At 63.3% G+C, this 15,406-nt stretch carries 14 protein-coding genes; 7 read left to right on the top strand and 7 right to left on the bottom strand.

Going from position 1 to position 15,406, the window contains the following annotated elements; translation table 11 throughout:
- Nucleotides 1-29: 29 nt before the first annotated feature.
- Together MC45_RS01375 and MC45_RS01370 are read right to left on the bottom strand one after the other, a co-directional pair.
- Nucleotides 30-1,301, bottom strand: coding sequence for a sensor histidine kinase (locus MC45_RS01375; protein WP_038658614.1), 1,272 nt, complete (start codon nucleotides 1,299-1,301; stop codon nucleotides 30-32).
- Nucleotides 1,285-2,034: a response regulator gene (locus MC45_RS01370; RefSeq protein WP_038658611.1), complete on the bottom strand. Its 750-nt coding sequence runs from the start codon at nucleotides 2,032-2,034 to the stop codon at nucleotides 1,285-1,287. The genes MC45_RS01375 and MC45_RS01370 overlap by 17 nt, the downstream gene beginning before the upstream one ends.
- A gap of 317 nt (nucleotides 2,035-2,351) precedes the next feature.
- Here MC45_RS01370 and MC45_RS01365 point away from each other — a divergent pair, with 317 nt between their 5' ends.
- On the top strand, nucleotides 2,352-3,311 hold the full coding sequence (locus MC45_RS01365; protein ID WP_038658608.1) for a hypothetical protein: 960 nt from the start codon (nucleotides 2,352-2,354) through the stop codon (nucleotides 3,309-3,311).
- Between the two features lie 187 nt (nucleotides 3,312-3,498).
- On the opposite strand, the gene MC45_RS01360 is transcribed toward MC45_RS01365, so the two are convergent.
- Nucleotides 3,499-4,731 carry a DUF2254 domain-containing protein gene (locus tag MC45_RS01360; protein ID WP_038658605.1) on the bottom strand — a complete coding sequence of 411 codons (1,233 nt, stop codon included), beginning with the start codon at nucleotides 4,729-4,731 and terminating at the stop codon, nucleotides 3,499-3,501.
- Nucleotides 4,732-4,891: 160 nt separating this feature from the next.
- Between MC45_RS01360 and MC45_RS01355 the strand changes: the two genes are divergently transcribed.
- Nucleotides 4,892-5,743 carry a YihY/virulence factor BrkB family protein gene (locus tag MC45_RS01355; RefSeq protein WP_169742509.1) on the top strand — a complete coding sequence of 284 codons (852 nt, stop codon included), beginning with the start codon at nucleotides 4,892-4,894 and terminating at the stop codon, nucleotides 5,741-5,743.
- Nucleotides 5,740-6,753, top strand: a complete 1,014-nt coding sequence (locus tag MC45_RS01350) for an AI-2E family transporter (RefSeq protein ID WP_038658599.1) — start codon at nucleotides 5,740-5,742, stop codon at nucleotides 6,751-6,753. The genes MC45_RS01355 and MC45_RS01350 overlap by 4 nt, the downstream gene beginning before the upstream one ends.
- A 153-nt stretch (nucleotides 6,754-6,906) precedes the next feature.
- Here the strand turns inward: MC45_RS01350 and MC45_RS01345 are convergent, their stop codons facing one another.
- Entirely contained in the window at nucleotides 6,907-7,986 is a 1,080-nt protein-coding gene (locus MC45_RS01345) for a sodium:calcium antiporter (protein ID WP_038658597.1), read from the bottom strand.
- Between the two features lie 300 nt (nucleotides 7,987-8,286).
- On the opposite strand from MC45_RS01345, the gene MC45_RS01340 reads away from it, so the two are divergent.
- The gene (locus MC45_RS01340) at nucleotides 8,287-9,000 is read left to right on the top strand and encodes a bacteriorhodopsin (protein WP_038658594.1); all 714 of its coding nucleotides are present in this window, start codon (nucleotides 8,287-8,289) and stop codon (nucleotides 8,998-9,000) included.
- The gene (locus tag MC45_RS18765; protein WP_081974282.1) at nucleotides 8,997-9,845 is read left to right on the top strand and encodes a Brp/Blh family beta-carotene 15,15'-dioxygenase; all 849 of its coding nucleotides are present in this window, start codon (nucleotides 8,997-8,999) and stop codon (nucleotides 9,843-9,845) included. The genes MC45_RS01340 and MC45_RS18765 overlap by 4 nt, the downstream gene beginning before the upstream one ends.
- A gap of 133 nt (nucleotides 9,846-9,978) precedes the next feature.
- Here the strand turns inward: MC45_RS18765 and MC45_RS18760 are convergent, their stop codons facing one another.
- Both MC45_RS18760 and MC45_RS01335 read right to left on the bottom strand, forming a co-directional pair.
- Nucleotides 9,979-10,542, bottom strand: a complete 564-nt coding sequence (locus tag MC45_RS18760) for an OmpA family protein (protein WP_156143744.1) — start codon at nucleotides 10,540-10,542, stop codon at nucleotides 9,979-9,981.
- An 86-nt stretch (nucleotides 10,543-10,628) separates the two neighbouring features.
- Entirely contained in the window at nucleotides 10,629-12,464 is a 1,836-nt protein-coding gene (locus MC45_RS01335; RefSeq protein WP_038658591.1) for a cation:proton antiporter, read from the bottom strand.
- A 357-nt stretch (nucleotides 12,465-12,821) separates the two neighbouring features.
- Between MC45_RS01335 and MC45_RS01330 the strand changes: the two genes are divergently transcribed.
- Entirely contained in the window at nucleotides 12,822-13,733 is a 912-nt protein-coding gene (locus tag MC45_RS01330; RefSeq protein WP_081974280.1) for an Orn/Lys/Arg family decarboxylase, read from the top strand.
- A 112-nt stretch (nucleotides 13,734-13,845) separates the two neighbouring features.
- Here the strand turns inward: MC45_RS01330 and MC45_RS01325 are convergent, their stop codons facing one another.
- Complete coding sequence (locus tag MC45_RS01325) at nucleotides 13,846-14,802, bottom strand: hypothetical protein (RefSeq protein WP_038658588.1); 957 nt, start codon at nucleotides 14,800-14,802, stop codon at nucleotides 13,846-13,848.
- On the opposite strand from MC45_RS01325, the gene MC45_RS01320 reads away from it, so the two are divergent.
- The gene (locus MC45_RS01320) at nucleotides 14,767-15,249 is read left to right on the top strand and encodes a transporter associated domain-containing protein (RefSeq protein ID WP_342667024.1); all 483 of its coding nucleotides are present in this window, start codon (nucleotides 14,767-14,769) and stop codon (nucleotides 15,247-15,249) included. The two genes, MC45_RS01325 and MC45_RS01320, sit on opposite strands and share 36 nt — an antisense overlap.
- Nucleotides 15,250-15,406: the final 157 nt, after the last annotated feature.

Genomic DNA, 15,406 nt, shown 5'->3' with positions numbered 1-15,406 from the left:
GCTGCAACAATATGACGGTCGCTGTCACATCAGGCGATCGGCAGGATCACCGTCGCGCGCGCGCCGACCGCGCGGTTTTCCAGCCGCACCTGTCCGCCGTGACGGGTGGCGATCGAGCGGGCGATGGCGAGGCCGAGACCGGTCCCGCCCGTTGCGCGATTGCGCGAGGGATCGCCGCGGACGAAGGGTTCGAACACCCGTTCGAGCATGTCCGGCGCGATGCCCGGGCCACGATCGTCGATCCGGACGACGACCGCGTCATCGACGAGCTGCCAGCCGATCTCGCCACCGCCACCGTAGCGCACGCCATTCTCGATGAGATTGGCGAACAGCCGGCGCAGGCTGGCGGCATCGCCGCGGATGACGGCGCGCGGCCCCGGCGCCGCGGCGATCGGTGTGCCGACATCCGCCAGATCGTCGACGAGGCTTTCGATCAGGCTGCGGAGGTCGAGCCGGCCGGTGACGTCGCTGCGCTCGTCGCGGGCGAACGACAGCGCCGCAGCGATCATGCCGCGCATCTCGGCGATATCGCCGAGCGCCCGCTCCCGCGCGGCCTCGGGCAGTGCTTCAATCCGGAAGGCGAGCCGCGACAGCGGGGTGCCCATATCGTGCGCGATCGCGGCCAGCATCGTCGTGCGCCCCTCGGCATGAGCGGCGAGGCGCGCATGCATGCCGGCCACCGAGCGCGACAGGGCCCGGACCTCGCGCGCGCCGCCCTGCGGCAGGGGCGGGAGGCTCGCGCCGGCATGCGCCTGTTCCGCCGCCCGCGCGACCGCCGCCAGGGGCCGCGAGATCGCCCGCGCCAGCGCCCAGGCCGGCACCGCCAGCGCGACGATCGCGAGCAGCATCGCGGCCAGCGTCCGCACATGCCAGGCGCCGAGCAAGGGCCGCGGGCTCTCCAACACCCGCCATCCGGCCGCGGTGCGCCAGCCGAGCACGAAGTCGCGGCCAAGGCCGCCGCCCGGCTCGTCCTGCGGCCGCATCGTAAGGACCAGGACGTCGCGGCGCGGCACGGCGAGCGCGGCGGCGAGTTGCGCGGCCGCTGCGCCATCGACGTGAAAGCCTGCGGGGGCGGTCGGGGCGGTCGGCATCGTCCGGAACGTCGGGCTCGGCCCGTCCCGTGCCGGCGGCACCCCGCTCCGTAGCATCTGCGCGGCCTTCGCGACGCCTCCGGCCATCTCGCGCGGCGGCGGACCGCTGAAGGTGACGGCGAACAGCACCATCGCGGCGACGATGACCGAGACGATGACCAGCGCGAAGATCGGCCAGACGATCGAGGGGGCGTTAGCGGACCTCGACATCTGCCGAGAACATATAGCCTTCGTTGCGGACGGTACGGATCAGATCGTCACCGCCCTGCCCGTCCAGCCGGCTCATCTTCCGGCGCAGGCGGCTGATCTGGACGTCGATCGCCCGATCGAAATTCTCCGCGGCGGGACCGCGGGACAGATCGAGCAGCATGTCCCGCGACAGCACCCGGCGCGGGCGCTCGGTCAGCGTGATCAGCAGGCGGAACTCGCCGTCGGACAGATGGATGAGGACGTCGTCGGGGTCGTACAATTCCCGGCCGATCGGATCGAAGCGCCACCCCGCGAAACGCTGGAACGCCCTGTGCGCCGTCCGCCGCGGAGCCGGCATGGCCGTCTCCTTGCGGCGCAGCACCGAGCGGATCCGCGCCAGCAACTCGCGCGGATTGGCCGGTTTGGCGATGTAATCGTCTGCGCCCATCTCGAGACCGACGATGCGATCGACGTCGCCGGCGATCGTCGACAGCATGATCACCGCCGGCGCACCGGCCCGGTCGAGCGAGCGCAGGACGGCCAGACCGTCCTCCCCCGGCATCATGACATCCAGCACGATCAGCGCATAGGACCGGCGGGACAGCGCCATGCGCATCGCGGCCGCATCCTCCGCCCTGTCCGCGATATAGCCATGGCCGATCAGGAAGGTCGCGAGCAGTTCGCGAATGTCCGGATCATCGTCCACGACGAGAATGGCGGTTTCGAGATCCAAGACGTGGGCGGGCTCTGGCATATGGCGACGGTGAACGCCGAACGTATCCACCGCATTGCAAGTCTGCAACAAAGGTATCGCATCATCCAAGCCGCGAGGTAACCCAGCTGCGGTCGCGCGCGACGCCTTTTTTATCTCCCGAACTTCGGCCATTCGTTCACTTACTCGACGACGGCTTGGCCACCACGCTATTCGCATCGACATGTAACAGGGCGTGACAGCGTTACCGCGCTTTGGTCAGCAGTCCAAATTTGGGTGGAGGAAGGCTCATGCGGTACGTGGAACAGGCTCGGGAACGCGCCATTGCTCGACGGCGGTCGCACGATCGGGCCGCACGGTTGCTCGCGTTCAACACGCGATGGCAGCCTTTGCTCGACACCGGCCTCAAGCTCGGTGGGCTAGCTTGGCTGGTAATGAGCTTCCTTTCCTGGCTGCTGCTTAACGATTATCTGGGCGCGACCGGCCAGACCGGGGTTCCGCTCGACTTCGCCGGAACATGGGCCGTGCTCGTCCTCTTCGGCGCCCTGCTCGTGCTTGCATTGGCGGCGCTGGGCGCGATGTTCACCGGTGGTGCCCCGATCATGGCTTCGCTTCATAGTGGCCAGCCGGCACCTTTCGCTACCCGCGCCGGCTTCTTCGCCGGAGCGGTGATGGCGCTCGTTATCCTGTTCGTGATCGGCGGCCTTGGCGGGAGCATCCCGCTCGCCATCGGCATTGCCCTGCCGGTGGGCGTCGCTGCAGGCCTCCTGTTTTTCCACATGCGTCAGGAGCCCTTCCTGAGTGAGGGCTACGCCAAACCCGCTGGCTTGCTGCTGTTGTGGGTTAGCACTGCCAGCCTTCTGTTTCTTGTCTTCGCCATCAATCTCGACTCGGTACTTCGCCTGCAGCTCGGCGGCGCTACGCCATTTGCGATCGCGCTGGCGGTCTCGGCAGGGCAGATGATCCTATGCTTCTTGCTGCCACGCGGCTGGGTACTGGGGGGAACGGTTCTTGGGGTCGTATGGCTGACGACGTTCGTCTCGCCAGGACCGCGGATAATGGTGTTAACCGCGCTCTATCTCACCAACCTTGGTGGAGGCATGCCGGCAACCGCGCTTACAACGCCCAAGGCGGCCGAGACCTGCAACCTGGGAACCGCCGATCGCCCTATCCTCTATGCTGCTAACGGCAGCTGCGACAAGCAGGTTGCCCTACAGCACCTCCGGCAACTCGTTAAAGCGCCCAACCTCGCCGCGCGAGGCGCGATCATCGCCTGCTGGCGCCGCAAGGTGGATCAGCCGGACGCGACTTGCGACTAGGAAGACGCTTCTCGCGGATCCCGGCCAACACTGGATCGGTAGACGATCGCTGATGGATAACCCACCGGAAAACCTGGCTCAACAGACCCACATTCGGTCATTCGCGGCATAGAATGGGCTTCTCGGTTTCTGCCGCTCGTTCACATTCGTAACGGGCAAACCACCCGGGCTCCCTGCCTTGTCGACGTCAGCTGCTATAGATGGTTAGCGTTCGGGCGGCGGAAGCCTTGTCGAGCATCACCCGCTCAACGTTGTCCTTAAGCTCGCCAGCCAGCGCCTGTGCGACCTCACGAGCATGGGGCATCGCTTCCCCCAGAGCAGCCAGCACCTTGAAGGCCCGTATCGCAACCTCTTCCTCACCTGCCCCTTCGCGGACGATCGGAGCAAAGCCGGCTCGGATCAACTCATCGGTGGAGGGGCGCGGCACATAGACAGACGGTAGGTCGGCATGTGCGAGAGAGTCCTGCGCCGGCAACTCACTCAAAGTACGAAGCAACGCGTTCAGTACCTCGACTGCGGTGCCCGGGTCATTGGTGGCGGGCGCGAGTGCTCGCCCTGCGATCTCGCCAAGCGCGATCAGGCCTAAGCGTGGATCATGATCGAAGTCTCGGTGCCGCTCGATTGTGAACGCCTGAGCCAGTACGCCATCATTTGGCTCGTCGCTCCCGATCACGTGGAGCAACGGACGGCCTTTGTGCACCAGCGTTCCCGGAATGGCCGCCACATGCACAGCGATGCCGTGGCGTCGCGCTTGAGCCAATAGGCGATCGAAGTCGATGTGGGTGACATAGCCGATCGTGTCGGACACGATCGGTCGTGCGTCGGCGGGTAGTGCTATTGGCGCCCTCCCCCCGCCATAAGGGTCTTTAGCAAAGTCCTGCATGGCGGATCTCGCGGCATCCTCCACCCGGTCGATCACGTCCGACATACGCCCGAAGGCTGCGAGATGCGCGATCCAGCGCAGCAGCGTGATAACAACCAGCGCTACGAGGAGGATTGTGGCGATCAAGAGCAGCACGCGTCCTTGCCCGCCGTACAGCCGGGTCTGCAAACCGATGATGCCGACGATTGCAAAGATGAACGCGCCCAAGAACGTCGAAAGTGCGTTCTGCGACATCCGGTCTGATATCAGCAATTGCGTTGCACGAGGCGTCGCCAGTTGCGTGGCTGACGAATAGGCGCTGACCATTGCCGTCAAAGAGAAGGTAGTGACGGCCAGCATTGACGAGGCGATGATCTCCAACACCGTGCCGACGGCGTCCTGCCCGATGTCGCCGGTGAAATGATACGGTACGGCCCGAGCGACGATGCCGGCAAAGGCGGCAAGCACCACGCTGGCGGTGCTGATAAGCGCTGCGCGAAACCAGATTTTTCGAGTGATACGCCGGACGAGCCAGCCGATGCGATCCTTGGAGATCATTTGGGCTTTTCATCCTTTTCGCAGCCGCTGTCACCTAAGTCGAAGATGAACGTTACGACCTCATCACCCCATGCATGGGCAATATGGCCGATTGGGGTAAGGGGCGATTCTGCGGGCGATGGGCGAGACTACAATTACGCGAAGTCCGACGTGGTTGACGATGACCCGGCGCTTGTTTGTGCTGTCGTGGCGAACGATCCGCAGCGGTATGCGCGACGATTTCGGCATCGCGGCAAGCTCGATTGCTTTTGCCGCCTTTCTCGCGATCATCCCGCTCATTGGCCTGATCGCCGGTGCGTACGGCTTCTTCGTGCCAGCCCATACAGTTACGCGAAACCTCGAAACATTGACTGCGATCATGCCGGTCGACGCGAGGCCGATTGTCTCCAGAGGATTGCACAATACGCTGGCAACCGATCGGGCCTCCGTTGCAACGCTCCTCGTATCGGTTGCGATCGCGCTGTTCAGCGCGCGGCGTGCCGGTCGATCGCTGCTTCACGGCATCAATCTCGCCTACCGGATCGAGCGGGAGCGTCGTGGGCTGCGCCGGCAATTCGTCTCGACCGCGCTGGTGCTCGGCTGTGCCGCGCTCGTATTGACGGCCTTGGCGTCGCTATCGATCCTGGCGTTTCTCCAGAGCTATGTTCCTGACGGCTTGCCTGGCGCGCGACTTGCCTCCACCCTCACCTTGTTCGGGTCGCTGACGCTCGGCGCCGGCGCCGGCCTGATCCTGATCTACCGCTACGCCCCCGCCTCAGAACGGGCGATCGGGTGGCGCGACGCCTTGCCGGGAACAGTCGGAGGCGTGACGATGTGGCTCATCGCGACGATCCTATTTCGTACTTACGTCGCGCACGTCGCGCGGTTCGACGACACCTATGGCTCGCTTGCAGCAGTGGTTGTGCTGATGCTGTGGCTGATGGTGTCCGCCTGGGCGCTACTGCTCGGCGCGCGCCTCAATGCTGAGGTCATGGCTGATGCGGGCATTAAGATTGAGGAGCGACAAGAATGACCCAGAGTCAGGTTCAGGGCCGCTACCACAACCGCATGCTGACGATCATTGCCGCGATCATGTTGATTGCCGCACTGCGCAGCGCGTTCGCGGTGATTATGCCGATCGCCTTCGCAGCGATCATCGTCGCCGCCCTGTGGCCGCTCAAGCGTTTGCTCGGCCGGTATATGCCCTCGTGGCTTGCCTACACGCTGACCTTGCTGTCGCTTGTTGGGATCCTCGCCGCCTTTGCCGCTGCGGTGTATCTGTCGATCGGGCAGGTGATCGGCGCAATGTCCTCGCAATGGGCGGGGCTTGAGAAGGCATATACGCGGCTTGCCAGTTGGGCTGCCAATCGCGGCGTGCCGATCGCCGGAACGATCAACCGGCAACGAATCATGGCGTTGTTGCAGATGCTCGCGAGCGGCGCTTACGCCTTTGTCACGTACGTGGGGTTCATCGGGATCGTCGTGATGCTCGGCCTGCCCGAGGTACCGCGCCTCAGGCGTCGCTTGTACGAGATGTTCGACGGCGGCGCGCGTCGTGACATGCTGGATGTTGGCGAGGAGATATCGAGTCAGGTCCGACGCTATCTTGGTACGACGCTCGCGACCAGCATCCTGACCGGCGTCGCCTCCGCCCTCTGGTCATGGATGACCGGGCTGGAACTGGCGCTCGTCTGGGGTATCCTAAACTTCCTGCTCAACTTCGTACCCGTGATTGGCAACATCGTCGGGATCGTGCCACCCGTATTGTTTGCCCTGATCCAATTCGGTGGGTGGCAGATGCCCGCGTTAGTGTTCGTCGGCTTCGTCGTCCTGCAAATGACGATCAGCAACGTCGTCTATCCTCTGCTGCAAGGGAAGCAACTGTCGCTTTCGCCGCTGGCGATCATCGTCGCGATGACGTTTTGGAGCTGGGTATGGGGCATCGCTGGCGCACTTATCGCGGTGCCACTTACCGCCGCAATCGTGATCATTTGCGGCCAATTCGATCGCAGTCGGTGGATCGCTAAATTACTGTCGTCCTAAATTCCGCTGCAATCGTTTAACGGCAACGACGACCTATAATCTGCCATTTGCACGCACCTTATTTTTTCTCAACTTCGGTCGCCTGTTTATGTTCAACGCGGCTAGTTTTCCATCCCGCTTCCACCTGAAAGGTCGCGTTTTGAAGTAAGCGGCTCAGCCGCCGTGACCGCTAGATATTGCGAACAGGCCACCCACGCCGACGGCATAAAGGATAAGTACGGCGACGGAATCGATGCCCATGCGCCAAACTCGACGCTTGGGTCGGAAAATCAGGCCTGCGGCGTAGATGCAGGTCAGCAACACTCCAAGGCCCGCAAGGTAGATGTCGCTCGCCTGAGCATCAGGCAGCACCGCCTTGCCTGAGATGACGACGGCTAGGAGGAAGAGCACGGGCAAAAAGGCGTTTCCGCCGAAGATGTCGCTGACGGCCAGCTGATAGTCCTTCATGCGCACCGAGGTGATGCCGGTCGAGAGCTCGGGCAGCGACGTGGCGGCCGCAAGTACCGTTGCCCCGAAGAGGACCCCGCTGAGGCCGATATGATCGGCAATGGCGTCGCCGCTTCGCTCCAGGAGTACGCCGGCTGCCAAGGTCGCGAGCGCCGCAGCGCCGAAGACCAATGCGACGTTAACCGTGCTCTCTCCCCGCTTTCCGGAGTCGTCATCCTTCTTTACCTTTGAGTGCCCCTTGGGTTCTTCCTGACCGTCGGGAGCGGTGCCGCTCGCATCTTGCCAAGGCAGCCCCTTGCTGGCTTTGCTGGAAAGCCACACGCCGATCACCCACAAAACGCCGATCAACACCGCCCCAGGAGTCAGGCGGGCCGCGATGAGCGTGCCGGGCAACTGCGTCGCCATGATCGACACGATCAAGACCACTATGACCAGCACCGCCTCCACGACCAGCGTGAGGCTGGCGGCGCGGTAGGTCAGAGGCACCTTCTCCTTCATGGCGATGTCCATCGCTACGAGAACGACCGTCTGGATGGCGATGCCGCCCAGGATATTGCCGACCGCCACCCCTAGATTGCCTGCCAGCGCCGCACTGACGGTGATCGCGACCTCGGGCAGGTTGGTGGCTATGGCGAGTACGATGATACCGCCGAGCGCCTTGCCCAGATGAAGTCGCGAGGACAGAATGTCCGTCGTATCAGCTAGCTTCACGCCAGCGACCCAGATTACACCCGCGCAGGCGGCAAAGATCGCGAGCAAAACCGGCAGGCCGAGTCCGTTGAACATGCGGAACTTTCAGTTTGTTGGTGGGCGACAGGCGGTCCGTCTCAGCGATTCAGGCGACGGCGCGTTCCACAATCAGCTAGGCTCCAGTATCATGCTGCAAAAGCTGTGCAGCTCAGTTCGCCGGAGCCGTGGAGAACGACGGCTGTTCCCCGTTTACCAAGCTGGTGTCCGCTCCTCTCCTATCAATCGCGCTTTGTGACAAGCCGATGGACTTCGCTCCGGCATGGACACAAAACGATACAATCCATGTTATGCATTTTGGGTCGGCATCGGGTCGCCCCCTTGTGCTGGGGATCCCGCATGGATCAGACTGCCTTCCTGCTTGGGTTCACAATCATGTCGCTGGGTTCGCTAGCGATCTATGCGACGGGGAAGAAAAGTCACCCGTCCGGCCACCATACGCTGCTGCATGCCAGCGTGCCGTTCATTGCAGCTACGGCCTATCTGGCAATGGCCTTCGGCATCGGCACGCTGTTCAAGCTCGACGGCTCGGTCACCTATCTCGCGAGATACCTTGATTGGTCGGTGACAACGCCGATCCTGCTATCGAGCCTCGTTCTTCTGGCTTTCCATGAGCATGGCAAGACTGGCGAGGTCGGTGGCCACCTCACCGCCATCATCGTCCTCGACGTGCTGATGATAGTGACAGGCCTGGTGTCGTCGCTGGCCGGTCCCTCTTTCGCAAAGTGGGTCTGGTATGCCTGGTCATGCGTCGCCTTTCTCGGCGTTCTGTACCTCTTGTGGGGGCCGCTACGGACGCTGGCGCAAAGCCGGGGCATGGCTTTGGGCACGGCATACAACAAGAACGTCGCCTTCCTGACGGTTATCTGGTTCCTCTATCCGGTCGTCTTCCTAATCGGTCCCGAAGGGATGAAGATCATCACGGATCCGGCATCGGTGTGGGCGATCCTGATCATGGATGTCGTCGCCAAGATCGTTTACGCCTTCTATGCGGCAAGCAACCTGGACAAGGCGCTGGAGCAGCACAACACCGAACGCGGTCACCAGTCATGATCGCCCGCGCTCCAGCCTGGGGCTGGGGCCTGCTTCTGGGGGCGGCGGCTGCCGCCTCCTTCGGTTCGTTGGCCGTACAATTGACGTTTGCGGTCGTGGCGATTGGCGTCATCGGCATGGCACATGGCGCCAGCGACCTGGCAATCGTCGAGCCGCGGCAACGCACTATGTTCGTCGCCCTATACGTCCTTGTGGGCGCGGCTTGCCTCTGGTGGTGGATCGTCGATCCGGCGGTCGCACTTCCCGCTTTTCTCATCGCGTCGGCAATTCATTTCGGCGTTGAAGATGCACCAGCAGATCGGCCGCTGGAAAGAATTGCGCGAGGGACGAGCCTTGTCGCCACCCCCGCCACTTTCCATGCGACGAATCTTGCGGATCTCCTTAGTCTTGGCGGCATCTCGACAAACGTACTGCCCGCAATGGTGTCGGCAATGGCGCTGTTCGGCGCGATAGCGGCAGCATATCTGATTGTAATAGCATCTCAGCGCCACGACCTGCGCCTTCTGATCGGGACGGCGGCCCTTATCGTTTTGCCGCCACTAGTGGGATTTTCCGTTGGATTTCTCGTTCTGCATGCCGAACCCCAGACGGTCGAACGGCGTACGCGGATCGGTTGTGCAACGACGGGCAGCTATCTTCGAGCCACTGCTCCGATACTCGTCGCCGCGATACTGCTCGCCGCCGTAACAGGCACGGTCTTGTTGCGCTTTGACCCTTCCGGGGTCCGCCCCCTATTCGCAGGGATTGCGGCTCTCGCTGTACCGCATCTGATCGTAACGCCATTGTTCGGGCATCTACAGGGGCGTGTCGATCCGACGAGCAGCCGGCTTCGATGCTCAGGCTGACCGCCGGGTGGCTCCCTCCAACGGATGGCCAAGGAGCGCATCGACCACGTCAAGGTTGCCTCCCTTGTCCCGGATCTACCGACGAAAAGATCAGGCTGGGTATGATGCCCCAGTCATGCAACACGAGCATCGGCTACCGTGATGGCGTTGCGTCACGTGGTTGATCCGTTGATGCGCCGGCGTTCGGTAGACCGACCTCGATCTCGACACGCCTGTTCTTGGCACGCCCCTCTGGATCGTCGGATCCATCAAGATTGCGGTTCGGCGCGACCGGACGGGCTTCGCCCAGCGCGACGACCGATATCCGCTCGGCGGCAATGCCTCTCTTCAGCAAATAAGCACGTATGGCCTCAGCACGTCGCCGCGACGCGATCAAATTGGCCGCATCCGAACCGCTGGAGTCGCTGTGACCCCAGAGGGTTATCGGGCCACCCAGGCGCAGAACGGGATTGGCCATCAAGTCGTCGAGAAGGGCCATGTTAGCCGGATCTGCTTCGAACCCCTTGGCGGGAAACGGAATAGTCAGCTCGACGGGCTTCGCAGGCGGGGTTGGCGTCGGTGTCGGTACGATATCCGGACGAATGATCGACTTGGTCGTTTCCCCCGTATTCCGGTCGACCTGATCCCTATCCGGGGCCACCTCTTCCCCGAGGACTTGGGCATTTGCCGGCACTTGCGCAGTGTCGTTCGTCGGCATGCCTCCGGGCTGACAGGCGGCGATGCCAAGGCAGAGCAAGGTCGTCGCACCGACACGCCGCGCCCGGTTGTTCCACTGAGGTACCCTCATGCGACACTCACTCCAGCTTGGATGGACGGACTAGCGTTTGGGTCGCCATGTCGCGAGGGTCCATAGGACACCACGACGTCACCGCTTTGTGGCGTGGGGCGGGCGGCATGGGTGAAGAAGCGGATGCGACCGTCCTTGCGAAGGACGAACAGCATGTCCGCCTCATCCGGCAAGATCGAGCGGGCGTCGTCAAACTTGAATTGCTCGCTGATCCGAGTCTTGCGGAAGGTCCATCCGGCCGTCTCGCGTTGCAGGATGTCGTCCACCCCATGGCCAGCGGTGAACATCGCCCGTCCCCGCAGGGCTTCCGGTAGACTACGACGATCCTCGTCGTCACCGCTCGCCCCCAATTGGTAAACGGAATCCCGCCCAATTTCGTGCGCGAACTCACTGCACACGAGCGCATTGTACGCTTCATTATCCGTCGTGGCGGCCAAGACCTGAAATTGCGTGAGGTCGAGCCGCTCGTCGGTCGCTTCCGCCAGGATCTCCCCATGATAGGTGTCGATCGCCGCCTGACGTGCACCGCCCAAGCGTTGCCAGCTCGTATCGGCGATCATTACCGGCAAGCCCAAGGACTGGATTTGCCGAGCCAGCGAGACGCTCCACGGTGTGCTGCCGACGATCAGGAGCCCCTTTTGGGTTGCACCGGTGACCTTCAGCCAGCGCGCGACATGCCGGATACTGAAGCCATGCGCGATGATCGTCGCAACCACGACGGCGAAGGAGAGCGTGACCAGAATGTTGCCGTTGCCATAGCCGAGCTCGTCGAGGCGCAGCGCGAAAAGCCCCGAGACGGCGACTGCGACGACGCCCCGTGGAGCGATCCAGGCGATCAGCAGCCGCTCGTTCCATGGGATCTTGCTGAAGGCCAGGGCAAGCAAGACGGTGGCGGGGCGGACGAAGAGCAGCAGTACAAGGAGGAATGCCGCAAAGCGCCACTCGAACGAGCGCAGGGCGCTGAAATCGAGCGATGCCGAGAGCAGGACGAAGACACCGGAGATCAGCAGAACGGTCACGTTCTCCTTGAAGGGGTGGATATCGCGCAACGAGTCGAGACGCATGTTGGCGACTGCCACGCCCATCACGGTCACCGCGAGCAGTCCGGTCTCCTGTTGAATGACGTTTGACAAGGTGAAGGTGCCGATCACGGCAACGAGCAGGACCGGCGCCTTGAGATACTCGGGCACATGGCCGCGCGGAAATGCCCACGCGATGGCGCGCGCCATGCCGTAACCGATCAAGCCCGAAACCACCGCCGCGGCAAGCAGAGAAGCGACCACCGACAGCAAGGTGCCACCTTCATCGACCCGTCTTAGATACTCGTAGGTGATGACGGCACAGAGCGCGCCGAACGGATCGTTGACGATCGCCTCCCACTTCAGGATGGCGCGCGGCCGCGGTGCGATATTGCTCTGACGTAGCAAGGGAATAACCACCGTCGGGCCCGTTACCACGAGGATGCCGGCGAACAGGATCGCGACCGGCCAGACGAGCCCGGCGACGTAGTAACAGGCCAGTGCGCCAAGGCACCAGCCGACCGGTATGCCGATCGCCATCAAGCGGATCACAGCTCCTTCGGTCTTGCGCAACTCACGGAAATTGAGGCTCAGCCCGCCTTCGAAGAGGATCAACGCCACGGCGACGGAGATCATCGGTTCGAGCAAGGCGCCGAAGGTAGTTTTAGGTATGATCAGCCCGGCGACGGGACCAGCGACCACACCCGCGGCCAGCATCAGCGCGATGGCTGGCCACCCCGTCCGCCAAGCCACCCACTGCGCCCCGATCCCCAAGGCGCCGATCAGCGCAATAACGAGAGCCTGTTGTTCCATAGGGTCGCTTAACCGGAGAGCGCGCGGAAGGTAACCGACAACCGGTTTTAAGCGGCCTCGTTCGTGACTCGGTCCGCATATCCACGTTCAGGGATGGAGATAAGGAAGCGCGTTAAAGCAGCAATCTTCGAGCTTGTAGTGTCGTTGGGCGGCGGCAACGAAGGTGCAGGCCACCGCTCAAGCTAGCGGGCACGGCGACCCAATAATGCTATTTGATGAACTTAATTTGCCCTCCGAGCCCGGTCATCCGTTCATATCGAACCGGCGGCTAAACCTCGCCTGTCTGCCTAGGTGCTGGTGAGAGCATCAATAAGCTGCTCGTGACGGCCCGGACAGCGCAGACGCCATGAGCGCGGCCTGCTCCTGATCTGCGATGCCGCGTGGGGCGGTGCCTTCGCATTCTGCGAGGCATTGCCGCACGACGCCCTCACGAAAGGTGCGGACGTCGCCGTTTACAGCATGCACAAGACAATGGGCGCGCTGACGCAAGGGTCGGCGCTGCTCGCGCGCGGCGATCTGGTCGACCGGCAGCGGCTGTGGATGGCCTATGAGCTCTACGAGACGACCAGCCCCTCGGTGCCGATTCTTGCGAGCCTCGACGCCGCGCGCCGCGATCATGCCGTGGATGGCGAGGCGACGTGGGACAAGATGGTCGCGAGGGCCGCAGATCTACGTGCGCGGCTGACCGTCATTGATGGTATCCGCGTCCTGGATGAGCCGGACATCCCGCCGGGATCGCAACTCGACCCCACGAAGGTGTTGATCGACGTGTCGGGCCTTGGCGTCTCCGGATATGCGATCGACGACTGGCTGAACGAGCATCACCGGCTGTGTGTCGGTCTTTCTGATGCTCGCCATCTGCTCGCGGTCGTTTCGGTAGGCACGACCGCCGGCGACGTGCGGGCGTTGGCGAAGGGGATTGCGGACTGCGTCACGCGGCTACGTGCGGGCGATCTCGCGCTGACGGCCGCGACCGCTGTGCCTGGCATCGCGACGCTCACGACGGAAATGGCGGCGGCACCCGCGGATGCGTTCTTCGGACCGGCCGAGCGTATCGCGCTGGAGGATGCGGCTGGCCGGATTGCCGCGGAGATCATCGCACCCGCCCCTCCGGGAGTGCCTCGCCTCGTCCCTGGGCAGCGGATCGGGATCGAGCACGTCGCCTGGCTTACCGCTAATCGTGATCTAGGCATCTTCCTGCTCGACCCGACCGATCCCAGCGAAAGAACCATCCGGTGCGTCGCGGCAGACGCTGCTGCTTCAAATTGACCAAGAATTGGACGCTCCGGTGGGTGTAGCGACTCCCCGACTCCGGTCACTCGTTAACGTCAAGGAACCTCAGCCGCGAGCCACGTGCGTCTGGCAGTGGCTTGCTCGCGCCTTAGTTGCTGATCCATATTTCCAAGTTGCGGTTGCCGACGAACCGCATGGATTTGGGCTCCACACCGCGGATCGGCGTGTCGGTGCTTGCAGCGAGCGCCTTGACCAAAGCATCAGCGGCCGCCGCGCCTCCGTCGCCGTAACGGACCTGGTTCACGCCTATGGCCTTTGTAGTTCGTTCGCCGCTCGTGCTCTGCATGTCCCAGCCAGCAGCGCGCAGACTGGCGTTAAGAGCTGTCATCTGCGCGCGTGTATAGGTGCCCGCGAACTGGATGAAGACCCGTTGCGGAAAGGTGACCCTTTCCGCGGCAACCGGGCTAGTGACGGCAGTGGTAGACGGGGTGTCGGATGCCTCATCGAGAACTGCGACGCGCTCCTGCACCGCGACTTTCTTGGCGAACAGGCCGGCACGCTCTCGGGCAAGGATGCGCCTGATGCGGGAAAGGTCGTTATCCACGACGGCGTTGGCAATCTCACCGTAGACATTGTTATAGCTTTCGATGAGACCGTCGCGCTTTACGTCCGCCTCGACGGCTGCCGCCTTTCGCTCTGCAGCGCTTGCGTTCTGCACCAGCGTCGTGACCGTTGCGACAGCCAAACCGATCGGCACGACGACGCAGAGGAACAGCAGCGACAACACAGTCCCGCGTAACGCCCACGCCCAGCCGGCGTCCCCTTGCGCCGACATAACCGTGCGGAGGTCACGCTTGCCAGCGGCTCCGAGTACCGCGGATTGCGTAGCATCAGGCGCGACGGCACTGCTGCCCTCGGGATAGTTTGCAAATATACCCGAATGGTCGGAGAGAGCCTTACGCGCAGCCTGCTCGCCCCAGCCGGCGAGTAGCACGCTGAGATCGGCGTCGAAGCGGTCAAGGTCGGTGCGCACGCCTCCGTAAAGCTGCTGCGCCTTCTGTGGTACTAAATCGTCGACCTGCTCGCGCTCGCCTCCCCGGTCCACTATGTCGCCGAACGCGCCAGCGTCCTCGGCGCCCTCGCGTCGCTGAAGGCGGATGCTGCCGGCGTTGCGGTGGTCGCCGACGAGTTCGGCTCGATGCTGGGGATCGTCACCTTCGCCGACGTGCTGGAAGCGATCGCCGGGGACATCCCGTCGGCCGATCCCGCAGCCGCCAACTGCGAGATACAGGGCTTCCGTCACGAATCCGACGGCAGCATCGTCATGCCCGGCGCCCAGCCGGTCGACGACCTCATCGAGGAGTTCGGCCTCGCCATCGCGCCCGATCGCGGATTCAAGACGATCGCGGGGCTGGTCATCGAACGGACGCGGCGACTGCCCCGGGCAGGAGAACACGTCGCCTTCGACAACTTCGCCGTCGAGATCGTCGCCGTCGATGGCGGTACGATTTCGACAGTTCGAGTCATTCCTGCAACCGGAGAACAAGCGTGAGCTTCCTCGACCTGCGGGCATGACGGCGGACGGTCGGGGCCGGACCGTGGCGACTAACGGTAACGCTGCACCCGCGGACGCGCGACCTTGCCGGCGTCACCAGCAAGGCGGTGATCCGTTGTCGAAGCACTGGCGAACGAGCGTAGCGATCGCGGCA

The sequence above is a fragment of the Sphingomonas taxi genome (assembly GCF_000764535.1).
Classification (GTDB): Bacteria; Pseudomonadota; Alphaproteobacteria; order Sphingomonadales; family Sphingomonadaceae; genus Sphingomonas; species Sphingomonas taxi.
This window is presented reverse-complemented; position numbering and strand designations above follow the sequence as displayed.